Origin of the sequence: Paraburkholderia flava, assembly GCF_004359985.1 — a bacterium.
GTDB lineage: Bacteria > Pseudomonadota > Gammaproteobacteria > Burkholderiales > Burkholderiaceae > Paraburkholderia > Paraburkholderia flava.
Map to the genome: position 1 here is coordinate 318,852 of NZ_SMRO01000001.1, position 22,784 is coordinate 341,635.

The window sequence follows — 22,784 nt, forward strand, 5'->3', positions numbered from 1 at the left end:
CCTGTAAGTGCCTGATTTGACGGGATATGTATGGGGCCGGTCGTTCTGTGTGGTTTCAAAAATGAAATCAAGAGTTTCGTTTATGGAAGATGGTTCATAATCGCGGCATCTCCCATTTCCCCGGCAGCACGCCATGAACCGACCTCTGGACACCGCGCCGCGTCCACGCATCTGGGCGATCGGCATCAGCCGGTTGCGCGACCTGTTTCGCGATATCGTCGGCGAATACGACGGCCGCGCCGATCTGCAGATCGTGTCGCGCGGTTTCGAAGATGCCGTCAACGAAATCGCGGCAGCCGGCACCCAGCGACCGGACGTCGTGGTCGCGGCGGGATTGAACGGCACGTTTCTGAAAGGGCGCGTCGACGTGCCGGTCGTGCTCGTGCATTCGACCGGCTTCGACGTGATGCATGCGCTCGCGCGAGCGAGATCGCGTCGCGACGAGACGCCCGTTGCGTTCGTCACGCACGGCGAGACGCCCGCTGAAGTGCGCCGCTTCGTCGCCGCGTATGGCATCGACGTCGTGTTTGCGTCGTACCGGTCCGCGCAGGATGCGGAGGCCTGCGTGTTCGATCTGCGCGATCGCGGCATCGGCACGGTCGTCGGCTCGGGTCTCGTCACCGATCTCGCGACGAAGGCCGGGATGGAGGCGGTGTTTCTCTACTCGCGCGCATCGGTACGCGGCGCGTTCGATACCGCGCTCGAAGTCGTGCAGGCGACACGCGGCGAAGCGCTGCGTCGTGAACGGCTCGACAACGTGCTGCAGCATCTGCGCGACGGCGTCGTCGCACTCGACGCGCAAGGTCGCATCGAAGCAATCAGCCAGCCGCTCGCGCTCGCGTTCGGCATCGACGTAAGCGCTGCGGTGGGTCGACCGCTCGCCGCAGTCGCGCCCGATCTGGCCGCCGCGATGCCCGATGCGGACGGCGAAGCGCTTGCGACCGTGCGTGGCACGGGCTACATCGTGCATCGCGGACCGCTCGTCGGCATGGGCCCGGATGCGACCGCCGGCAGCGTGCTGACGTTTCACGAAACGCGCGCGGTCGAACGGCTCGATCGGACGTTGCGTTCGCGGCCGCGTCTTCAGCAGTTCGCCGCACGCTACCGGCTCGACGATCTGGTTGGCGAATGCGAGGCGATCGAGCGCGTGCGGCAGCTCGCGCGCCGCTACGCGAAATCCGATGCGACGGTGCTGGTGCACGGCGAGAGCGGGACGGGCAAGGAGATGGTCGCGCAGGGGATCCACCGGTTGAGCGCGCGGCACGACTTTCCGTTTGTTGCGATCAACTGCGGTGCGTTTCCGGAAGCGCTGCTCGAGAGCGAACTGTTCGGCTACGAAGAGGGGGCGTTCACCGGCGCGCGACGCGGCGGCAAGGCAGGGTTGATCGAGGCGGCGCATCGCGGCACGCTGTTTCTCGATGAAATCGGCGAGATGCCGATGCCGTTGCAGAGCCGGCTGCTGCGCGTGTTGCAGGAGCGCGAGGTGGTGCGGCTCGGTTCGACGGAACCGATGCGTGTCGACATTCGCGTGATTGCGGCGACACATCGCGCGTTGACCGTTGCCGTCGATGCCGGCACGTTTCGCGCGGATCTGTACTACCGGCTCAACATTCTGAACCTCGCGTTGCCGCCATTGCGCGAACGTCTACCGGATATTGCGCCGCTGGCGGCGGAATTGCTGGTCCAGGCGGCGCGACGCGAACCGCGGCTCGCCGCCCGTCTGCGGACGCATGACGATGCGTCAAGCGTGCTCGACGCAGTGAGCGAAACGCTGTGCCTTTATCGCTGGCCCGGCAACGTGCGCGAACTGCAGAACGTGATCGAACGCATTGCCGTCGAACTCGCGGACGTGGAGTTATCCGCTGCATCGGCGCTACCGGTTTTGACGCACGACACGTTGCGCGCGATTGCGCCTGAGGTATTCGTCGAAACGACGACGCACGCACACTCGCACACGCACGCAGAGCAAACGCTGCGTCAGCGCAGCCGTCACGTCGAGGCCGACCAGATCCGCGCAGCACTCGACGCATGCGGTGGCGATCGCGATGCCGCGTGCCGCGCGCTCGGCATCAGTAAGACCACCATGTGGCGCAAGCTGAGCGCGGTACGCGCGGCCGGCTAACGCAGCAACGTATAGCGTTTCAGCGCAGGAAATCGAGCACCGCAGCGACGATCGCTTCAGGCGCATCTTCCTGCATCAGATGACCCGCATGCGGCACCGGCAGAAAGCGCGCATCGGGCACGACACTCGCCAGATGACGGCCACGTTCGAGCGGAATCCATCCATCGTCTTCGCCCCACAGGATCTGCGTGCGGCAGCGCAGTTGCGGGTAGCGCGATTCGATCTCGTCGGTGTAACGCATGTCCATCTGCGCGATCTGCCGATAGAACGCGGGCTGTCCTGTTTCGCCGAGCCATGGTGTGACGTAGGGCGCGAGTTCGTCGTCGGGAAGCGTTCGCGCGACCGCGCCGCGCACATACGCGCGTACGACGGCCTCGTGAATATACGGCGGCAATCCTTCGAACGCAGCACCGTGATCGCGCACGTGACGCACGAACGGCGAACCCCATGGCGCGACCGCGACCGGATCGATCAGCGTCAGCGAACGGTAGTCGCAGCCGTTCAGCAGATGCGCGCGTAACACGGTGGCGCCGCCGAAATCGTGCGCGACGACATCCGGCAGTTCGCTGCCGTCGAGCTTCCAGTGCGCGAGCAGTTCGGCAAGCAGCACGTTCTGCACGCCGAGCGATACGTCCTCGCCCGCGAGCATTTCCGATTGCCCATAGCCGAGCAGGTCGTACAGATAGACCGTGCGCACGCGCGCGAGATGCGGCGCGATCCGGTGCCACACATACGACGAGAACGGCGTGCCGTGGACCATCACGAGCGGCGGTCCGCTGCCTTCGACGCGATAGCGGACGGTCTGGTTGCGGAACTGGTAATGCTGGTCGAGCGGCCAGTCTTTCATCGTGAACGGCTCCGGCAAGAAGATCACGGACTGACGTTAGCAGTCGCGGGCATTGTGTGTCGACATGCGCCGGCGCAACGCTCGCCCGCATGCCAGAGGTCCTGACAAAAAAACTCGGGAAAACCCTCTCGCCTTATTCCCATCGTGCGGGAAATCGATTTTTGAAAATCGGGAACGTTCTGGCATTCTTGATTGCGTTATTCATTGTGCATGGATTCATCGTGAACGCGGAACCGATGGTTACCGGAGCAGAGCGCGTGCTGCTTGTCCTCGCTGCGCTAGCCAGTCATGGCAAGGCGATGTCGGTGAAGGATCTGCTGGCCGTCACCGGGCTCGCGCAAAGCACCCTTTACCGGCAGATCGCCTTGCTCAAGCGCTGGGGCTTCGTCGCCGAAAACGCCGGGCACTATGCGCCGGGTCCGATCAGTCTGCAGCTCGCGCTCGGCTTCGACGTCAATTCGCTGCTCGTCGAAGCGAGCCGCAACGAGATGCGGCAACTCGCGCACGCGTCGCAGGAGAGTATCGGTCTCGTCGTCGCGGTAAAACATCAGGTGATGTGTCTCGAGATGGTCGACAGCCAGCATTCGCTGCGCTGCTCATTCGAGAAGGGGCGTGCGGTGCCGTTGAAGGCGGGGGCATCCGCGAAATCGCTGCTGGCGTTCATGGGGGACAAGGCGCGCGCCGAAGCGCTCGACAGCGCGTTCGAACACGACGCAGCCGGCCGCACGGCGATCGAAGCCGAACTCGAACGGATTCGCGCGCAGGGCTACGCGGTCAGCGACAGCGAAGTCGATCCCGGCGTGTGGGGTGTCAGCGCACCGATCTTTCATCGCGGCGGACGCGGCGCGGCCAGCAGCGCGTCGATCACACTCATGGCGCCGTCGACGCGTGCAGCCGGACACGAAAGACAGTTTATCGACGGGGCGTTACGCACGGCCCGCGCGATTTCCGCACACATGCAGGCCGATTAACGGATTGATGTCGCGTTGCCGGTTTCGATTTACTTCCCGAACCGAATCACAAGGAGACCCACGATGAAGCTGAAACAACTTTTGTCCGTGTCGTGCATCGCGTTTGCTGCTGCATTCGCCGGCTTTTCCACGACCGCATCGGCGCAATCCGCAGGCGTGCTGCGCGTCGCCACCGACGCCACGTTCGCTCCGATGGAATACACGGAGAACGGCGCGCGCACCGGTTTCGACATCGACGTGATGAACGCGCTCGCGAAGACCATGGGACAGCGTGTCGAATGGACCGACATCGATTTCAAAGGCCTGATTCCGGGGCTGATCGCGCATCGCTTCGACGCGGCGATTTCCGCGATCTACATCACGCCCGAGCGTGCAAAGGTCGTTGACTTCACCGATCAGTACTTCGCTGGCGGCCTCGTCGTGCTGGTCAAGGCCGATTCGCCGATCAAGTCGGTTGCGGATCTGAACGGCAAGAAGGTCTCCGTGCAGGTCGGCACGAAGTCGGTCAATTTCCTGCGCGACAACTTCCCGCAGATCAACCGCGTCGAAGTCGAAAAGAATCAGGAGATGTTCGATCTGGTCAGCATCGGCCGGGCCGATGCAGCGGTGACGGGCAAGCCGGCTGCGTATCAACTGGTGAAGACGCGTGGCGGTTTCCGCGTGCTCGACAAGCAGCTGACCACCGAGGCCTACGGTATCGCCGTACGCAAGGACGATCCGCAGGTTAAGACCGCGCTCAATGCGGCGCTCGCGAAGATCAAGGCCGACGGCACGTATGCAGCGATCGTGCACAAGTGGTTCGGCGCCGACGCGCAATAACCCGCTCGATAACTGCTAACGGGTTGAGACACGCACATGGAACTCGATTTTTCACCGGTCATCGCCGGCTGGCCGGACATCATGCACGGCACGGTGGTAACGGTCGAAGTCACCGCCGCTGCGCTCGCATTGAGCTGTGCGCTCGGCCTGCTGATCGGCATCGGCCGGCTCGCGCCGAAGCGGCGCATCGTCTATGGGCTGTGTACCGCATACCTGACGTTCTTTCGCGGTACGCCGCTGCTCGTGCAGCTGTTCCTGCTGTTCTTCGGCCTGCCGCAATTCAACATCCTGTTGCCCGCTTTCGTGTGCGGGATGCTGGGGCTCGGGTTGTATTCGGCCGCGTATGTGTCGGAGATCGTGCGTGGTGCGATTCAGTCGGTGGATCGAGGGCAGATGGAAGCGGCGCGGTCGATCGGCATGTCGTCGGGGCAGGCGATGCGCACGATCATCCTGCCGCAGGCCATCGTGCGGATGATCCCGCCGCTCGGCAACGAGTTCATCGCGCTGATCAAGAACTCGGCGCTGGTGTCGCTGCTGACCATCGACGACCTGATGCATGAAGGTCAGAAAATCATCAGCGTGTCGTACCGTTCGCTCGAAGTTTATCTGGCCATCGCGCTCGTGTACCTGGTGCTGACGCAGGCGACCAATTACGCGCTGCACCGGGTCGAACGCCGGTTGCGCGTAGGAGGGATGGTGCAATGAATGCCGTGTCCGAACCCATCGTCAGGATTCGCGGGCTGACCAAATCGTTTGGCGAGCACGTCGTGCTGAACGGTATCGACTTCGACATCGAGCCGCAGCAGGTCGTTGTCGTGATCGGGCCGAGCGGGTCCGGCAAGAGCACGTTTCTGCGCTGCTGCAACGGGCTCGAACAGCCGGAGGGCGGCACTGTCGATATCTGCGGCCATCGGCTCGTCGACGACGGCGCGATGCTCAAGGAGCGCTCGCTGAATGCGCTGCGTACTGAAGTCGGGATGGTGTTTCAGTCGTTCAATCTGTTTCCGCATCTGTCCGTGCTGCATAACATCACAGTCGGGCCGCGGATGCTGCGCGGCTTGAGCAAGGCCGATGCGGAAGCGGCGGCGCTCGCGTTGCTGGAAAAAGTGGGGCTCTCGCACAAGGCGCACGCGATGCCCGCGAGTCTGTCCGGTGGACAGAAGCAGCGCGTGGCGATTGCGCGCGCGCTCGCAATGCAGCCGCGCGTGATGCTGTTCGACGAGCCGACGTCCGCGCTCGATCCCGAACTCGTCGGCGAGGTGCTGCAGGTGATGAAGCTGCTCGCGAGCGAAGGGATGACGATGGTCGTCGTCACGCACGAAATGGGTTTCGCGAAAGAGGTCGCCGACGTGGTTGTCGTGATGGACGGTGGCGCGATCGTCGAAGCCGGGCCGCCGACGGAGATCTTTTCGGCGCCGACGCAACCGCGTACGCGGGCGTTCTTGCAGGCGGTGCTGTCGCGCGCATGAGAGTTCCGTTCGACCAGACGATCTGGAGCGGCCGTCGCGACGACGGCGAGCCTGGCGATACGCGACGGGTGTTCGATCAGGTGGTGCGTTTCGATGCGGCTTCGGATCACAGCGCGGGGCCGGTGATCGTCGGCTTCTGTTCGGACGAAGGTGTGCGTCGCAACCAGGGACGGGTGGGCGCCGCACACGCGCCGAAGGAATTGCGGCGCGCGCTGGCCAGTCTGCCGGCGAAAGAAACACTGCACATCGCCGACGCGGGCGATGTGCTCTGCGACGACGGCGAACTCGAACACGCGCAGGCCGAACTGGCAGACGTCGTCGGCGAGGTACTCGCGAGCGGTGCAACGCCGCTGGTGTTCGGCGGCGGTCATGAGGTGGCGTGGGGCACGTATAGCGGCTTGCGCAGGCACCTCGACAATGAAGCGCCCACGCAACGTCTATTGATCGTCAACTTCGACGCGCACTTCGATCTACGCCAGAAGCGCCCAGCGAATTCAGGCACACCGTTCGATCAGATCGCATGCGATTGCGCATCGCGCGGCGTGCCGTTCGACTATGTGTGCTTCGGCATCAGCGATCTCGCGAATACCGCTTCGCTGTTCGCGCGTGCGCAGCAACTCGACGTTCAGTACATGCTCGACACGGACATGCAGGAACCGCAGCTGCCGCAGCGCCTCGCGCAACTGGAAAAATTCATCGAAGCAGCCGACAACATCTACCTGACGATCGATCTCGACGTCCTGCCCGGCGCGATCGCACCGGGCGTGTCGGCACCGGCGGCACTCGGCGTGCCGCTGTCGGTGGTCGAAGCGATGGTGCGACGTCTGAAGGCATCCGGCAAAGTGCGCGCAGCCGATATCGCCGAATACAACCCGCTACACGATCGCGACCGCCTCACCGCACGCGCGGCGGCACGGCTCGCGTATCGACTGCTCTAAAGCGCGCTTGAAACGCCACCAAAACGCTATTGAATCGTGCGCAACACCTGCGTGACGATGCCGTGTTCATGCAGCACCGCAGGACTTGCCTGCAACAGCGGCAGGTAGCGTTCGAGAAACGCATTCTGCGGCGTGTTTGGATCGAACAGCGCGGCGACGCCCTGCGCGGCGGCGAGGCGATCGTCGTCGGTGGCTTCGCGGTCGTCGAGTATTTCGTCGACGTTGGCGATCACCGTCGATAGCGGCGCGATCCACCGAAACCCCGACCCATTGATGAGCACCTGCAGGAATGCAGCCGGCGTCGTCGGACCGAATTCCTTCTCGTAGGCCGCGCGCTCGTGATCGAGGATCGACTTGTGCAGCGTCAGCAGCGGCCTGCGAACGTCCGAGAGAAACTGCGTGGCGTGGGATGCGTTCATGACGGACTCCGTGCGGATAAAACGAAACGCTTCGACAGCGAAGCAACAATTTTTCATCGACGGCCGATGCTCGCGCGACGTCGATGCATGCGACATCATTTGCCGATGGTAACGCATCCGGATACGCGTCCGAGCGTGCCGCATTAACGCCACGCCGCACACGATATGCGAGAGCGGTCGACGTTATCTTTCCCGCAGCGCTACAATCATCGCGCCTCTTCGCGGTATGCACGGTATCTCGATAGTAATTCGGCGCGATACGTCCATTGGCATTTCTCGCGGAATAAAAATCGCGAGGCGCCGAGTTTTAGTTTAGTCCGGCGTACAAAGCCGGTATCGAATGCATCGGACTTCACTGAGTCGCGGCATTCGATCGATAACAACCCAACAACAACCCATAACCCACAATCGGAGCAGTTCATGACAACGCTCACCATCAACGGTCAGACTCACACCGTCGACGCGCCTCCCGATATGCCGCTGCTGTGGGTACTCCGCGACATCGTCGGCCTGACGGGCACGAAGTTCGGCTGCGGCATCGCGCAGTGCGGCGCATGCACGGTGCATCTCGACGGTGCGGCCGTGCGCTCGTGTGTGCTGCCGGTCGCTGCGGTCGGCGATCGCAAGATCACGACCATCGAAGCGGTCGGCGATACGCCGTCCGGCAAAAAAGTCCAGGTGGCATGGCGGCAACTCGACGTGGTGCAGTGCGGCTACTGTCAGTCGGGGCAGGTGATGTCGGCGGCCTCGCTGCTCGCGCAGAACGCGAACCCCTCCGATGCGGACATCGATGCGGCAATGGCGGGCAACATCTGCCGCTGCGGCACGTACAACCGCATCCGCGCGGCGATCAAGCAAGCCGCGAAGGAGGCCTGATATGTCTCAGGGACTCCTCGACGCACAGAACGGCGACTCGCGCGGCTCACGCGGCTCAAGCATTACGCGGCGCACTTTCCTCAAATTCGGCGTCACGGTAGGCGTCGCGACGGGTGGCGGTCTGCTGCTCGGCTTCAGCCTGCCGGCGCTCAGTCAGGGCGACCAGGCCACAGGGGCCGCACGCAAGAGCGTGATCGGCGGCGACGGTGACGAGTCGCCGCAAAACGGCGTATTCGCACCGAACGCATTCATCCAGATCGACACGGCGGGCAAGGTCACGATGGTGATCCCGAAGGTCGAGATGGGTCAGGGCGTGTACACGTCGATCCCGATGTTGATCGCCGAAGAGCTCGAAGTGTCGCTCGACAACGTGACGATCGACCACGCACCGCCGAACGAAAAGCTGTTCATGGACCCGAACCTCGGCGGCCAGCTGACCGGCGGCTCGACGTCGATCCGCTACGCGTGGGAACCGATGCGCCGCGCCGGCGCGACCGCACGCGTGCTGCTCGTCAGCGCAGCCGCGCAGCAGTGGCAGGTGGATCCCGCGTCATGCCACGCGGAAAACGGCCAGGTGATCCACTCGGCAAGCAATCGCAGCATCGGCTACGGCCAGCTCGTCAATGCCGCTGCGAAACTGCCGGCACCGCAGAACGTGCCGCTGAAAAAACCGCAGGACTTCAAGCTGATCGGCACGCCCGTGAAGCGGCTCGATTCGCCGGAAAAAGTCGACGGCTCGGCGCAGTTCGGACTCGACGTGCGGCTGCCCGGGATGGTCTACGCGGCGATCGTGAACTGTCCGGTGTTCGGCGGCATGCTCGCGAGCGTCGACGATACGAACGCGAAGAAGATCCCCGGCGTGCGTCAGGTCGTGAAGGTCGACAACGCGGTCGCGGTGATCGGCGATCACACGTGGGCCGCGAAACGCGGCGCCGCTGCGCTCGACATCAAATGGAACGAAGGCGCGGCCGCGAATCTGTCGATGAAGCAGATCGTCGCGGAACTCGCGCAGGCGTCGCAGCGCAACGGTGCGGTCGCGCGCAAGGAAGGCGATGTCGGCAAGGCGTTCTCGAACGCGAAGACGCGCGTCGATGCGGTGTATCAGCAGCCGTTCCTCGCGCACGCGACGATGGAGCCGATCAACTGCACGGTGCACGTGCAGCCGGATCAGTGCGAAATCTGGGTCGGCACGCAGGTGCCGACGCGCGCACGCGATGCAGGCGCGGCCGTCACCGGGCTGCCGGCCGACAAGATCATCGTGCATAACTTTCTGCTCGGCGGCGGCTTCGGGCGACGGCTCGAAGTGGATGCGATCACGCAGGCGCTGAAAATCGGCAAGGTGATCGGCGTGCCGGTCAAGGTCGTGTGGACGCGCGAGGAAGACATCCAGCACGACATGTACCGCCCGTACTACTACGACGTGATTTCGGCGGGGCTCGACGCGAACGGCAAACCGATTGCGTGGCAGCACCGCATCGTTGGCTCGTCGATCATGGCGCGCTTCGCGCCGCCGGCATTCAAGAACGGGCTCGATCCGGATGCGGTGGAAGTCGCCGCCGATCTGCCGTACGACCTGCCGAATCAACTGGTCGATTATGTGCGCCAGGAACCTGCGACGATCCCGACCGCGTTCTGGCGCGGCGTCGGACCGACGCGTGGGACGTTCGTCGTCGAGAGTTTCGTCGACGAACTGGCCGCGCAGGCGAAGGTGGACCCGGTGAAGTACCGGCGCGATCTGCTCGGCAAATCGCCGCGCGCGCTCAATGTGCTCGACGTCGCGACGAAAGCGGCCGGCTGGGACGGCACCGCGCGGCCGAAGGGGCAAGGGCGCGGCGTGTCGGTGATGCATGCGTTCGGCAGCTTCTTCTCGATGGTCGTCGACGTGACGATCGATCAGGGCGAAGTGACGGTGAACCACGTCTATTGCGCAGTCGACTGCGGGATGACGGTCAATCCGAACACGATCGAGGCGCAGGTGCAGGGCGGCATCATCTTCGGCATCACGGCTGCGTTGTACAGCGAGATCACGATCGCCGACGGCCGCGTGCAGCAGAACAACTTCACCGACTACCGGATGCTGCGGATCGACCAGACCCCGCCGATCGAAGTGCATATCGTGAAGAGCGGCGAGGCGCCGGGCGGCATCGGCGAGCCGGGCACCTCCGCGCTCGCGCCGGCACTGGCGAACGCGATCTACGCAGCGACGGGCACGCGGCTGCATCATCTGCCGGTCGGTGCGCAGTTGAAAACCGCGTGAAGGAGACAGACATGAATCGCACATTCAAGCTTGCGGGCTCGGCTGTCTTCGCTGCTGTCATCGCGTGCGCCGCATGGCCCGCGTTTGCGCAGAACGGCAATGCATCGGTCGACGATGCGCTCGTCCAGCGCGGCGCGTATCTCGCGAAGGTCGGTGATTGCGTCGCATGTCACTCGGCGCCGCGCGGCAAGCCGTTCGCGGGCGGCCTGCCGATGACCACGCCAATGGGCGCAATCTACACGACCAACATTACGCCGGATCCGGACACGGGCATCGGCCGCTACACGGAGGAAGACTTCTCGCGCGCGCTGCGCGAAGGCGTCGCGAAGGACGGTCACAACCTCTATCCGGCGATGCCTTATCCGTCGTACGCGAAGGTCAACGACGACGACACCCGCGCGCTCTACGCGTACTTCATGCACGGTGTAGCCCCCGTGAAGCAGGCGAACCGCGAGTCAGACATCAAGTGGCCGATGAACATGCGCTGGCCGCTTGCGCTGTGGAACATGGTGTTCCTCGACAAGGGCGTGTACCAGGACAAGGCCGGAAAGGACGTTGCGTGGAATCGCGGCGCGTATCTGATCCAGGGGCTCGGCCACTGCGGCTCATGTCATACGCCGCGCGGCGTCGCGTTCCAGGAGAAGGCACTCGACGAAACCGGCAGCAGCTATCTGAGCGGCAGCCTGCTCGACGGCTGGTTCGCGGCGAACCTCACCGGCGCGCACAACACCGGGCTCGGGCGCTGGTCCGAGCAGGACGTCGCGCTGTTCCTGAAAACCGGTGCGAACCAGCATGCGTCGGCGTTCGGTTCGATGACGAGCGTGATCAACAACAGCACGCAGGCGATGAACGATACCGACGTCACCGCGATGGCGAGCTATCTGAAGTCGCTGCCGCCGGTGGGCGGCAACGGCGCGGCGCCGTACACGTACGATGCGCAGGCGACGAAGGTGTCGCTCGCGCGTCCGGCAAACGATGCGGGCGCCCGTGTGTACACCGCGTACTGCATGCATTGCCATGGTGTCGACGGACGCGGCTTCGCGCCGATGCTCGCGCCGCTCGCGGGCAATCCGAACGTGCTCGAAACCGATCCGTCGTCGCTCGTCAACGTGACGCTGAATGGTACCGGCGATCTGGTGATTCAGGGCATTCCGGCGCCGTACCCGATGCCGAAGTACGCACCGGTGCTGAACGACCAGCAGATCGCCGACGTGCTGACCTTCATCCGCGCGGGGTGGAACAACCATGCGCCGGCAGTATCGGCGGGGGATGTGGCGAAGCTGCGCAAGTCGACCCAGGCGGCGCGATAAGGCGGTGCTTCGGAAACAGGTCGGGTAGCGTCAGCGATGCTGCCCGACCTTCTGCCGTTTTTCGAGCACGCGGGCGTACCACGTCAGCGGGAAGCACATCGCGAAGTACAGCAGCGCGACCATCCCGTAGATCGGAAACGGCCGGAACGCTGCGTTGGTGATCATCGTGCCGGTCTTCGTCAGTTCGGTGAAGCCGATGATTGACGTGAGCGCCGTGCTCTTCACGACCTGCACCAGAAAGCCGACGGTCGGCGCAACGCCGATCTTCAACGCCTGCGGCCACACGATGTAGCGTAATTGCTGGCCAAACGTCATCCCGAGACTCGCGCCTGCGGCCCACTGGCCGCGCGGCACTGCTTCGACACAGCCGCGCCAGATGTCGACGAGATACGCGCTCGTGTAGAGCGTCAGCGTGACCGTTGCCGCGAGCCATGGCGACACGTCGATGCCGACGAGCGGCAAACCGAAGAACGCGATGAACAGCTGCATCAGCAGCGGCGTGCCCTGAAACAGCTCGACGTAGAGAATCACCGCGCGACGCAGCCACGCGACCGGCGAGACGCGCGCGGCGAGCAGCACGAGACCCACCACGCCACCACCGACGAACGCGATCAACGACAGCAGCAATGTCCAGCGCGCCGCGAGCAGCAGGTTGCGGGCGATGTCCCACAGCGTGAATTCGATCATTGCGGGCGTTCCGTCGTGGGCAGCGGTTGAGCGCCGTTGTTGCGCATGATGAGTCGCATGAACGGGCTTCTCGATGCGCCCGGACCCGTAGACGAAACACGCGCCGCACGGCCAGCGAACAGTCCCCGACCGAGCCGGCTCATCAGTTGCCGCAGCACGATCGACAGAACGAGATAGACGACCGTGATAATCAGATAGCTCTCGAACGAGCGGAAATTGCGCGACTGGATGAAGTTCGCTGCGTAGGTCAGATCGGGCACCGAGATCTGCGACACGACCGCCGAGCCGAGCATCACGATCAGCACCTGGCTCAGCAACGCGGGGAACACATTGGCGATCGCCTGCGGCAGCACGACGTAGCGAAACACCTGGCGCCCCTGCAGCCCGAGTGCATGCGCGGCCTGCACCTGGCCGAGCGGAATCGAATCGATACCCGCGCGGACGATCTCGATCGCGTACGCACCGAGATTGACGGTCATCGCGAGGATGGCAGCCTGGATTTCGTCGATATGGATGCCGAGGCTCGGCAGCCCGAAGAACACGAAGAACAGCTGCACGAGAAACGGCGTGTTGCGGATCACCTCGACGTACGCCGCGATTAGCGCACGCGCCCACTTTGGGCCGGCCACCGCGACGCTCGCGCCGGCCACACCGACGAGTCCGCCGAGCGCCGTCGAGATCGCGGTCAGGCCGAGCGTCACGCCCGCGCCGCGCACGAGCATGCCTGCATAGGGGCCGAAGCCGCTGAAGTCGAACGCGTACGTCATGTTGGAAAAATCGTCAGAGGGCCAGTCGGGGTGCGCGGAGTTACAGGTCGGCCGGCAGCGGCGCACGCAGCCACTTCTGCGAGATCGCGTTCATCGTGCCGTCCTTGCGGGCGCGCGCGATGGTGTCGTCGACCTTGTGCAGCAGACGCGGCTCGTTCTTGTTCAGGCCGACGTGATCCGGCGAACTGAACAGCGAGAACTTCTGCTCGGGATCGTTGGCGGGATGACGCGCCAGAATCGTCGCGCCGACGTCGTTGCCGACCACGAGCAACTGTACCTGACCAGAAATAAATGCAGAAATGGCGCCGTTCGGATCGTCGAAGCGTTTGATCGTCGCGGTGGCGGGCGCGATCTTGCTGACGCTCAGGTCCTCAAGCGTGCCACGCGCGACCGAAATCGTCTTGCCGGCCAGATCGTTCGCGTTCTTCACTGCTAGTGTTTTCGGACCGAACACGGCGAGGTAGTACGGCGCGTACGGCTGCGAGAAATCGATGACCTTCGCACGCTCGGGCGTCTGACCCACTGACAGCAGCAGGTCGGCCTTGTGGTCGGCGAGGTAGGCCATCCGGTTGTCGCCGGTCACCTGCACGAGTTCGACCTTCGCGCCGAGCCCCTTGCCGATCAGGTCAGCGACGTCGATGTCATAGCCTTGCGGCTTCATGTCCGGACCGATCGAGCCGAACGGCGGGTAATCCTCGAACACGCCGATGCGCACGACGCCGGACTTCGCGATCGTATCGAGTGCGTCCGCGTGAGCCATCGGCACGAAGGACGACAACAGCACGGCAGCAGCAGTGGCCGCCGGGACAAACCGACGGGCACGTCGGATCAAAGAAGGGGAGCGCATCGGTCGGTCCTCGGGCTTCGTGAGAGGTGGGTTTCTTCGGTGTCGCCTGAGTGTTCAGGTGACGCGTGCGTGCACTCTAGGTTTGCCAAAATCGACGAACAAACGAAATCTGCGCATGGGGGGCATGACGAGCGCTCATGCGTGTTGGCGCAATATCCGCGCGGGAAGTTTTTCGTCTGACATGAGCGCTGCGCATGGCACGTCGGGGATGTGCCGGTCGCGACGGGATTTCGGTTCGCGTATGCTTGATCGTGATCCGGCCTCGCAGGGGCTGGCCGTCAGCCGGCGTTGCGGGTGTGTTTGCCCGCGCACTCAGATCTCCCCTGCTCAGCGTCGCGATGAATTTTCCTGATACCTGAGACTCCGATGCCCCGCTCGCCATGCGCCGACTTCCTCCACTAAACGCGCTACAGATCTTCGAAACGGTCGCGCGCCATCGCAGCTTCACGCGCGCGGCGGATCACCTGTGTCTGACGCAAGGCGCGGTCAGCCGGCAGATTCTCGCGCTCGAGGAGTACTACCGGTTCCCGCTGTTCAAGCGGCACGCGAAAGGGCTGACGCTCACCGCCGAAGGCGAACTGCTGCTACCCGCAGTCAAGGAGAGCTTTGCGCGCATCGAGGAAATTTCGCTGCGTCTCACACGACAGCGCACCGACCTCGCGCTGAAGGTGCCGACCTGCGTGATGCGCTGGATGCTGCCGAAGATCATGCGCTTCCAGGCGGGCAACCCGGAACTGCACGTGCAGATCACGACGACGTGGCAGCACGACGTCGATTTCCAGGGCGAGCCGTTCGATGCGGCGATCATCTACGGCACGTCGCCGGGCGTGGACGTCCAGGCGGTGCCGCTGTTCGAGGAACGCCTGACGCCCGTCTGCACGCCGGAGTTGTTGCGGGACAAGCCGCTCGCGTCGGTTGCGGATCTCGCGCGTCACACGCTGCTGCATCCGACACGCGATCATCGCGACTGGAAAATGTGGCTCGATTACGTCGACGTCAGCGATATCGACGCGTCGCTCGGCCCGAGCTTCGATACGCTCGATCTCGCGACGAATGCGGCGCTACAGGGATTCGGCGTCGCGATCAGCGATCTCGCGCTGATCGACGAGGACGTCGCCGCGAAGCGGCTGGTGCGCCCGTTCGACGCGGTACTGACGACCGGCGCGCGCTACTACTTCGTTTATCCGGATGCGGTCGCGCATCAGCAGAAGGTGCGGCTGTTCCACGACTGGATTGCCGCGCACTGGGCGGATTAGCGAGCGTACCCGCGCTTGCTGACGCGCTAAGGTGCAAGCGACAGAAACAGATACGCGGCGAACAGCGACAGATGCACGGCGCCTTGCAGGATGTTGGTGCGTCCGGTGCTCAGCGTGAACGTGCCGACCAGCAGCGTCAGGAACAGCAGCACCGTTTCCTTGCCACCAAGACCGAGCGCGAGCGGCTGGCCGGTCCACAGGAAGACCACCGCGACGGTCGGGATCGTCAGTCCAATGCTCGCGAGCGCGGAGCCGAGCGCGAGATTCAGGCTCGTCTGCAGGCGGTCGGCACGTGCTGCGCGCAACGCGGCGAGCCCTTCGGGCAGCAGCACGAGCGCGGCGATCACGACACCGACCACGGCTTCGGGCAAGCCGGCGCCGAGTACCGCGCGTTCGACGGCCGGCGACAGCAGCTTCGCGAGCACCACGACCGCGACGAGACACACCACCAGCAGCACGCTGCTGAGGGTCGTCACGGTATTGCTGGGCGGCGCCGCGTGCGCGTTTTCGTCGCCGGGCCGTACGCTGTCGGCGAGGAAGAAGTCGCGATGCCGGACGGTCTGCACGAACACGAACACGCCGTACAGCACCAGCGACGAGATCCCCGCGAACGCCAGTTGCGACGGCGTGAGCACCGGGCCGAGTTCGGTGCTCGTATAGTTCGGCATGACGAGCGTGAGCACGGACAGCACCGCGAGTACCGACAGCGCGGCACTCGCACCGCGGATCTGGAAGTCCTGCTCGCGATGCCGCAGACCACCGGCCAGCAGACACAACCCGACGATGCCGTTGCACACGATCATCACCGCCGCGAACACGGTGTCGCGTGCGAGCCCGGCTTTCTCCGGGCCCGCGCCGAGCATCACCGACACGATCAGCGCGACCTCGATCACCGTGACCGCGATCGCGAGGACCAGCGTGCCGAACGGCTCGCCGACCCGATGCGCGACGACCTCGGCATGATGGACCGCCGCGAACACCGAGCCGGCCAGCGCGAGCGCGACCAGCGCGAGCAGCCAGCCGTTGCCGGGCAGTGCGAGCGATACGCCGAGGACGATCCATGCGGCGATCGGCACGGCGATCGTCCAGCGAGGCAGCGCGGTCGAGGTCGTTGTCATCGGAATGTCCTGGGTTGAAGTGACTCGGGTGAAGAAGTGGAAGCGGCGAAACAGAGTTGATCTATTATCTCAAGAATCGACGCTAATATATTAAAATAAAAGGAATATTTGTTTTTTACCGTTCGCCGGGGCGGGTGGGAAAGACATCGAAGGAGCCATTGTGATTCGTAGCCAGGAAACCTTGAACCTGTTGCTGGACAGCATCTCGCGATTCGTCCGGGAGCGACTCGTCCCGAACGAGGAACTCGTCGCCGAGACTGACCAGATCCCCGCCGCGCTGCTCGACGAGATGCGCGAACTCGGTCTGTTCGGGCTCTGCCTGCCTGAAGAATACGGCGGACTCGGCCTGACGATGGAAGAAGAAGTGCTCGCGGCGATCGAACTCGGGATGACGTCGCCGGCGTTTCGCTCGGCGATCGGCAGCAACAACGGTATCGGGTCGACCGGCATCGTGCTCGACGGGACGCCCGCGCAGAAAGAAAAATACCTGCCACGGCTTGCGTCCGGCGAACTGATCGGCTCGTTCTGCCTGACCGAGCCGGAAGCGGGCTCGGACGCCGCATCGCTGCGCACGACCGCCGTACGCGACGGCGATCACTACGTGCTCAACGGCACGAAGCGCTTCATCACGAACGCGCCCGAGGCCGGCGTGTTCACCGTGATGGCCCGCACCGATCCGGCGGGCAAGGGTGCCGACGCGATCTCCGCGTTCGTCGTCGAGGCGGGTACGCCGGGGCTGTCGCTCGGCAAGACCGATCGCAAGATGGGTCAGAAGGGCGCGCATACCTGCGACGTGATCTTCGACAACTGCCGGGTGCCGGCGGAAAACCTGATCGGCGAGCGGGAAGGTGTCGGCTTCAAGACCGCGATGAAGACGCTCGACAAGGGACGTCTGCATATCGCGGCGGTCGCGACCGGCGCCGCGCAGCGGATGCTCTCCGATGCCGTGCGCTATGCACTCGAGCGCAAGCAGTTCGGCAAACCGATCGCCGAATTCCAGCTGATCCAGGCGATGCTCGCGGATAGCCAGGCGGAAATCTACGCATCGCGCTGCATGATCGTCGATGCGGCGAAGCGTCGCGATGCGGGCGAGCGGGTCACGAGCGAGGCATCGTGCGCGAAGATGTTCGCGACGGAGATGTGCGGGCGGGTCGCGGACCGTGCAGTGCAGATTTTCGGCGGCGCGGGCTACATGAGCGAGTACGGGATCGAGCGGTTCTATCGCGACGTGCGGCTGTTTCGCATCTACGAAGGCACGACGCAGATCCAGCAGATCGTGATCGCACGCGAGTTGCTGCGGACGTTCGGCGGATAGTTTGACGCAGAAGGGAGAGAGAGGCTGCCGCCGTTCGTTGCGAACGGCGGCAGCCTGTGATGCCGAGGATGGATTACTGGCCTTGCGGACGGATCGCCAGTGCGTTCTTCACGGACTTCACGCCGGCCACGCCTTGTGCGGCTTCGGTGGCCTTGTCGCTTTGTCCCTGTTCGGGCACCGAGCCTTGCAGCGTCACGTCGCCGCCGCGTGCGCGGACCGTGATGTTCGACGTGCTGATGCCACCTGCCTTGGTCAGCGCGGTACGCACCTTGTGTTGCAGTGCGCGGTTTTCGGAACGGACTGCTTTCTTCTGAGCCTTCGCCGAAGCGGCAGGCGTCGCCGACGCTGCGGCGTCAGTGTCGCTCGCTTGTGCATACGCGTTGAGCGATGCCAGCACGACGAGCGCGCTACCGACGATCTTGACTGCGTTGATTACCTTCATCTGTTTTCTCCTTTGTCATGCGTCGCGAGGACCCTTCAGTGGGCCGGTGCACTACACCACGGGGAAACTGCAGCTGAACCGACGGCATACTGTTGCATGCCGATGCGCGCGAAGCGGTTCGCGCGCCGCGTGGGTCGACGGCAATCCTCTTGTATGTCGCCACAGCGAGTGCTACTGCAGCTAACTGCGATCGACGTGAGAGGCTTGCGGTGTCTACCGTTGCGGGCCGCGAATAAAGATACTCCAATCGGCAAACGCGTGCTTCGATTCGAGCATTGCGCTCGGGTATTGTGAGCGTATTGATGTGGTGCATCGATGGGTTGCTGGTTTGCCGCTGGTTTGCCGCTGGTATGTATTGCCAGGTTTCATTGAATCGTCCGCCGTATTTCTTCACCGATCCGATCCGCATGAATGCTTCGCTGCTTCCCATCGTCGCGCTGACCCGCGACGATCTCCCGATCGATACCGTCGAGCTGGCGCGCTTCATGGTCGGCCAGTATCTCGTTCATGATCTGCCCGAAGGACGGTTGAGCGGACGCATCGTAGAGACCGAGGCGTACCCGCTCGGCGATTCGACGAGCCATGCGTTTCAAGGGCGGCGCCCGTACAACGGTTCGATGTTTCTCGCGCGCGGTCATGCGTATGTGCGGCTTACGTATGGGCTGTCGTACATGCTCAATATGTCGAGCGAGCTTGAGGACGTAGGCGCGGGGATTCTGATTCGAGCGGTCGAGCCGCTCGAGGGCATCGCCGCGATGGAGGCACGCCGTCCCGGTATCAAGCGTCTCGATCTCGCGCGCGGCCCCGGCCGCCTGACGATGGCGTTCGGCATCGGTCCGTCGTTCGATGATACGGATCTATGTGCGGGACACGGCTTGTGGATCGGCAGGCTCGCGACGAATCCCGCAAGCGTGCCGGAGGTGGGCGCGACGAAACGGATCGGTCTGTCGCGCGAGATGCATCGGCTGCTGCGTTTTTACGAAGTGGGGAGTCCGTTCGTCAGCGGGCCGCGCAAGTTGCTCGTGCCGCCGCCCCCGGGTGCTTCGCTCGACGAATGAATGCCCGACGCGGTCGCGGTTCGGCAGTATTTTCCTTCGTCTGACATCTCTGCAATTATTGCGCGCTGCTGCGTTGCTATCCGGCGGATAGGCTCACTCTTCAAGCATTGTTGCCGATCTGGCAAATATGTTTCTCCCGATTAAGGGTTTTCCCTTGATGCTCTGCCTCCTACACTGAAGTCACTCGCTTCCACATGGTGTGAGAAGCAGAGCAGAAAAAACATCTGGAGGTAATTATCATGAAGACGTTCATCAAGGCAGCACTCATCGCCACCGTTCTTGCAGCTCCGGTTGCATCGTTCGCTCAATCGGCCGATCAAGGCCTCACGCGTGCTCAAGTGCGTTCGGAGCTGATTCAGGTCGAACAGGCCGGCTACAACCCGGCGCAATCGTCGGACGCGCAATACCCCGCTAACATCCAGGCCGCCGAACATCGCGTCGATGTGCAATCCGGTATCGCGCAAGCGCAACTGCCGGTCGCGGACACGAGCGGCTATGGTTCGTCGACGAACGGTTCGTCGCAATCGGGTGCCGTGCAACCGGCTAGCCCGCAACGCTCGATCTACTTCGGTAACTGATTGGCGCAGCCATGCGGCGGGCAGGTTGATGTCCGTCGCGTACGCAGTGCACGCGAAGTAACCAGCGAAGTACTCAGGTAAGCAGATACAGGTTTCCAGCGGGCGCGTCGGATGAATGGCGCCCCGCTGGATCTCGCGCGACGCATGCGCGCTGACCATTCATGCACGGCAGGCGGACGTTGCTTCATACGTTGTCCGCAGCCGCTACAAGTTTCCAGGAACCTCCGCCGCCGCAAGGTGGCTTCGCCCAACCATCACGGCTTGGGCTTTTTTTGCTGCGAAACGGTTCAGGTGTGCTCGCCGGAGATGTACTGCTCGAGCTGCTGGATCGTGAATCGCTGCTCGGCGATGATGTTTTTCACCAGATCGCCGATCGATACCATCCCCACCAGTTTCTCCCGATCGATGACAGGCAGATGACGCATCCGGTGATCGGTCATCAGCGCCATGCATTCGTCGGTCGTCTGGTCGAGCCGTACGAAGCGCACGGCCTTGCTCATGATGTCCCGCACCGGTGTGTCCTTCGACGAGCGTTCCATCAGTACGACCTTGCGCGCGTAGTCGCGCTCCGTGACGATGCCGGCGATCGCGTCGCCGTCGGTGACGATCAGCGCACCGATCTGCCGGTCGGCCATCAGCTTGATCGCGTCGAACACCGAGTCCGATGCGGCGATCGTGTAGACGTCATGGTTCGGCTTCGACTTGAGTACCTGGGAAACGCTAGTCATGGGGCGGCTCCGTTTTCGCAGTGCAGCACGCCAGCGTGTGACGCGCCGTGGTGAGGACAGACGGCTCCAGTATAGGCGGCAGCGGCGCGCGCGTCGCGTGCCTGTCGCGTGCATTAAGGCAGGGGCCGCGCGGCCGGGCGGTGCGTCCGATCGATTAGCGGTACACTCCAGTTCCCAACGGTACCCGGCGACTCGCCGGTTTATGTCCGCTTCACCATTCAACGCCATGCCCACGTCTCAAGATCCGTCAATCGCGGACTGCTCCACCGGCGAATGCGTCGTTCTCGATGCCACCGCCACGCTTCCCACGCGCTACGGCACCTTCAAGTCCTACGTGTTTCGCGTCGTCGATGGCGGTGCCGAACATCTCGCGCTCGTGATGGGCGACATCGAGAACCAGCAGTCGGTGTTGACGCGTCTGCATTCCGAATGCGTGACCGGCGACGTGTTCGGTTCGTATCGCTGCGACTGCGGCGAACAGCTCGATCTCGCGCTGCGCTACATCGCGGCCGAGGGCTGCGGCGTGCTGCTGTATCTGCGTGGCCATGAAGGGCGCGGCATTGGTCTGAGCAACAAGATCCGTGCATATGCGCTGCAGGAGCAGGGGCGCGACACCGTCGAGGCGAATCTGGATCTCGGCCTGCCCGACGATGCGCGCGAATACAATTCGGCCGCAGGCATCCTGCGTCTACTGAAGGTCACGTCGGTCCGGCTGATGAGCAACAATCCGGAGAAATTCGATTCGCTCGTGCGGCACGGCATTCCGGTTTGCGAACGGGTCGCGCTCGCGATTCCGATGCGCGAGGAAAACGAGCGCTACATCCGCACCAAGCAGGCCAAGTTCGGCCACTACTTCGACGAAAACGAATAACGCGTCCTGGCGCGCGGTGGCCGACAGGTTCGCCGACACGCGAGGGCGGTGCCGCTCATGGAACATCTGGATGATCTCTTCCTGTTCGTGCAGGTCGTCGATGCCGGCGGTTTCAGTGCGGCCGAGCGCAGCACGGGTATCGCGAAGTCGCGGCTGTCGCGTCGCGTGGCGATGCTTGAAACGGCGCTTGGCGTGCGGCTTCTGCATCGTTCCACGCATGCCTTTGGCCTGACTCCGGTCGGCGAGGAAGTCGCCGCGCAGGCGCGCGAAGCGCTCGCAAAGGTCGAACAGATTCGCGAACTGACCAGTCACGCACGCGACGAACCGAGCGGTATCCTGCACCTGAACGCTTCGCTACTGCTCGGCGAAACGATACTGCCGCCGTTGCTCGCGGAATTCGCGCGAACCTACCCTCGTGTACGTGTGCAACTGTCGCTGTCGAACCGCTTCGTCGATCTGACCGAAGAGCGTATCGACATCGTGATTCGCGCGTCGGCGGCGCCGCTCGCATCGGAAGATGTCGTTGCGCGATCGATTGCTCGCTCCCGATCTGCGGTCTATGCGCATCCATCGTTGCTCGCCGCTGGAGCACCCCAGTCGCTCGACGCACTCGCCGATTTTCCGTGCCTCGCACAAGGCACGCTGGTTGCGCCGAGGCCATGGCAGTTTGTCGGCGAAGCGGGCGAGCCGGTCGAGGTGCGCGTCGTGCCGGTCATCGCCGTCGATAATCTGCTCGCGATTCATGAACTCGCGATGGCGGGCGCCGGTCTCGCGCAACTGCCGTGCAATCTGTGCGAAGCCGCCGAGCGCGACGGCCGTCTGGTGCGCGTGCTGGAGCATGTGCGCTCGCAAGGGGTGACGATTCATGCGATGTATCCGTCGCGTCGCGGGATGACGCAGGCCGCACGCGTGCTGCTCGATTTTCTGCAGGCACGCTGGCCGACCGCCGGTACCGAACCTCTCACGACAGCCCGATAAACGTTCCCCATCGGCGTTCCATTTGCGGCACGCCGCGTTCCGCGGCCACGTCTCGACGTTCGCGGGGTGCATCGCTACATTGACTCTCAAGGGGCAGGCAGGTGAGCCGCC

23 protein-coding genes are annotated in these 22,784 nt (G+C 63.8%); 15 read left to right on the forward strand and 8 right to left on the reverse strand.

What is annotated here, in order from left to right:
- Positions 1-133: 133 nt before the first annotated feature.
- Positions 134-2,122, forward strand: coding sequence for a propionate catabolism operon regulatory protein PrpR (prpR, locus tag E1748_RS01370; RefSeq protein ID WP_133645365.1), 1,989 nt, complete (start codon positions 134-136; stop codon positions 2,120-2,122).
- A 19-nt stretch (positions 2,123-2,141) separates the two neighbouring features.
- Here prpR and E1748_RS01375 read toward each other — a convergent pair whose 3' ends face one another.
- On the reverse strand, positions 2,142-2,969 hold the full coding sequence (locus E1748_RS01375) for an alpha/beta fold hydrolase (protein ID WP_133645366.1): 828 nt from the start codon (positions 2,967-2,969) through the stop codon (positions 2,142-2,144).
- A gap of 236 nt (positions 2,970-3,205) precedes the next feature.
- Here E1748_RS01375 and E1748_RS01380 point away from each other — a divergent pair, with 236 nt between their 5' ends.
- The 5 genes from E1748_RS01380 to hutG all read left to right on the forward strand — a co-directional run bounded on the left by E1748_RS01380 (position 3,206) and on the right by hutG (position 7,166).
- Positions 3,206-3,940 (forward strand): IclR family transcriptional regulator, encoded by a 735-nt coding sequence (locus tag E1748_RS01380; RefSeq protein WP_133645367.1) that lies wholly within the window; start codon positions 3,206-3,208, stop codon positions 3,938-3,940.
- 63 nt (positions 3,941-4,003) lie between these two features.
- Positions 4,004-4,759, forward strand: coding sequence for a transporter substrate-binding domain-containing protein (locus E1748_RS01385; protein ID WP_133645368.1), 756 nt, complete (start codon positions 4,004-4,006; stop codon positions 4,757-4,759).
- A 36-nt stretch (positions 4,760-4,795) separates the two neighbouring features.
- Positions 4,796-5,464 carry an amino acid ABC transporter permease gene (locus E1748_RS01390; protein WP_133645369.1) on the forward strand — a complete coding sequence of 223 codons (669 nt, stop codon included), beginning with the start codon at positions 4,796-4,798 and terminating at the stop codon, positions 5,462-5,464.
- Complete coding sequence (locus E1748_RS01395) at positions 5,461-6,228, forward strand: amino acid ABC transporter ATP-binding protein (protein WP_133645370.1); 768 nt, start codon at positions 5,461-5,463, stop codon at positions 6,226-6,228. The genes E1748_RS01390 and E1748_RS01395 overlap by 4 nt, the downstream gene beginning before the upstream one ends.
- Positions 6,225-7,166, forward strand: coding sequence for a formimidoylglutamase (gene hutG, locus E1748_RS01400; RefSeq protein WP_133645371.1), 942 nt, complete (start codon positions 6,225-6,227; stop codon positions 7,164-7,166). Before E1748_RS01395 ends, hutG begins: the two co-directional genes overlap by 4 nt.
- A 26-nt stretch (positions 7,167-7,192) precedes the next feature.
- Here hutG and E1748_RS01405 read toward each other — a convergent pair whose 3' ends face one another.
- A complete protein-coding gene (locus E1748_RS01405) occupies positions 7,193-7,585 on the reverse strand; it encodes a hypothetical protein (protein WP_133645372.1) in 393 nt (130 codons plus the stop codon).
- Positions 7,586-8,005: 420 nt separating this feature from the next.
- On the opposite strand from E1748_RS01405, the gene E1748_RS01410 reads away from it, so the two are divergent.
- The 3 genes from E1748_RS01410 to E1748_RS01420 are packed head-to-tail and all read left to right on the forward strand — an operon-like array spanning position 8,006 to position 12,028.
- Positions 8,006-8,461 (forward strand): (2Fe-2S)-binding protein, encoded by a 456-nt coding sequence (locus E1748_RS01410; RefSeq protein ID WP_133645373.1) that lies wholly within the window; start codon positions 8,006-8,008, stop codon positions 8,459-8,461.
- A gap of 1 nt (position 8,462) precedes the next feature.
- Complete coding sequence (locus E1748_RS01415) at positions 8,463-10,718, forward strand: xanthine dehydrogenase family protein molybdopterin-binding subunit (protein WP_133645374.1); 2,256 nt, start codon at positions 8,463-8,465, stop codon at positions 10,716-10,718.
- Between the two features lie 11 nt (positions 10,719-10,729).
- Positions 10,730-12,028, forward strand: coding sequence for a cytochrome c (locus tag E1748_RS01420; protein ID WP_133645375.1), 1,299 nt, complete (start codon positions 10,730-10,732; stop codon positions 12,026-12,028).
- 30 nt (positions 12,029-12,058) lie between these two features.
- Here E1748_RS01420 and E1748_RS01425 read toward each other — a convergent pair whose 3' ends face one another.
- The 3 genes from E1748_RS01425 to E1748_RS01435 are packed head-to-tail and all read right to left on the reverse strand — an operon-like array spanning position 12,059 to position 14,329.
- Positions 12,059-12,715: an amino acid ABC transporter permease gene (locus E1748_RS01425; protein WP_133645376.1), complete on the reverse strand. Its 657-nt coding sequence runs from the start codon at positions 12,713-12,715 to the stop codon at positions 12,059-12,061.
- Positions 12,712-13,482: an amino acid ABC transporter permease gene (locus E1748_RS01430; protein ID WP_133645377.1), complete on the reverse strand. Its 771-nt coding sequence runs from the start codon at positions 13,480-13,482 to the stop codon at positions 12,712-12,714. Before E1748_RS01430 ends, E1748_RS01425 begins: the two co-directional genes overlap by 4 nt.
- Before the next feature lie 40 nt (positions 13,483-13,522).
- Complete coding sequence (locus E1748_RS01435; protein WP_133645378.1) at positions 13,523-14,329, reverse strand: transporter substrate-binding domain-containing protein; 807 nt, start codon at positions 14,327-14,329, stop codon at positions 13,523-13,525.
- Positions 14,330-14,709: 380 nt separating this feature from the next.
- Between E1748_RS01435 and E1748_RS01440 the strand changes: the two genes are divergently transcribed.
- Positions 14,710-15,585, forward strand: coding sequence for a LysR substrate-binding domain-containing protein (locus E1748_RS01440; RefSeq protein ID WP_133645379.1), 876 nt, complete (start codon positions 14,710-14,712; stop codon positions 15,583-15,585).
- A gap of 26 nt (positions 15,586-15,611) precedes the next feature.
- On the opposite strand, the gene E1748_RS01445 is transcribed toward E1748_RS01440, so the two are convergent.
- On the reverse strand, positions 15,612-16,703 hold the full coding sequence (locus tag E1748_RS01445; RefSeq protein ID WP_133645380.1) for a calcium:cation antiporter: 1,092 nt from the start codon (positions 16,701-16,703) through the stop codon (positions 15,612-15,614).
- A gap of 160 nt (positions 16,704-16,863) precedes the next feature.
- Between E1748_RS01445 and E1748_RS01450 the strand changes: the two genes are divergently transcribed.
- Positions 16,864-18,018 carry an acyl-CoA dehydrogenase family protein gene (locus E1748_RS01450; RefSeq protein ID WP_133645381.1) on the forward strand — a complete coding sequence of 385 codons (1,155 nt, stop codon included), beginning with the start codon at positions 16,864-16,866 and terminating at the stop codon, positions 18,016-18,018.
- A 73-nt stretch (positions 18,019-18,091) separates the two neighbouring features.
- Here the strand turns inward: E1748_RS01450 and E1748_RS01455 are convergent, their stop codons facing one another.
- Complete coding sequence (locus E1748_RS01455; RefSeq protein WP_133645382.1) at positions 18,092-18,460, reverse strand: BON domain-containing protein; 369 nt, start codon at positions 18,458-18,460, stop codon at positions 18,092-18,094.
- 407 nt (positions 18,461-18,867) lie between these two features.
- On the opposite strand from E1748_RS01455, the gene E1748_RS01465 reads away from it, so the two are divergent.
- Complete coding sequence (locus tag E1748_RS01465) at positions 18,868-19,518, forward strand: DNA-3-methyladenine glycosylase (protein ID WP_133645383.1); 651 nt, start codon at positions 18,868-18,870, stop codon at positions 19,516-19,518.
- A 239-nt stretch (positions 19,519-19,757) separates the two neighbouring features.
- Positions 19,758-20,096, forward strand: a complete 339-nt coding sequence (locus tag E1748_RS01470) for a DUF4148 domain-containing protein (protein ID WP_133645384.1) — start codon at positions 19,758-19,760, stop codon at positions 20,094-20,096.
- 287 nt (positions 20,097-20,383) lie between these two features.
- Here the strand turns inward: E1748_RS01470 and E1748_RS01475 are convergent, their stop codons facing one another.
- Positions 20,384-20,824 carry a CBS domain-containing protein gene (locus E1748_RS01475; protein ID WP_133645385.1) on the reverse strand — a complete coding sequence of 147 codons (441 nt, stop codon included), beginning with the start codon at positions 20,822-20,824 and terminating at the stop codon, positions 20,384-20,386.
- A gap of 226 nt (positions 20,825-21,050) precedes the next feature.
- Between E1748_RS01475 and ribA the strand changes: the two genes are divergently transcribed.
- Together ribA and E1748_RS01485 are read left to right on the forward strand one after the other, a co-directional pair.
- Entirely contained in the window at positions 21,051-21,695 is a 645-nt protein-coding gene (gene ribA, locus E1748_RS01480; protein WP_133645386.1) for a GTP cyclohydrolase II, read from the forward strand.
- Between the two features lie 57 nt (positions 21,696-21,752).
- A complete protein-coding gene (locus E1748_RS01485; RefSeq protein ID WP_133645387.1) occupies positions 21,753-22,673 on the forward strand; it encodes a LysR substrate-binding domain-containing protein in 921 nt (306 codons plus the stop codon).
- Positions 22,674-22,784: the final 111 nt, after the last annotated feature.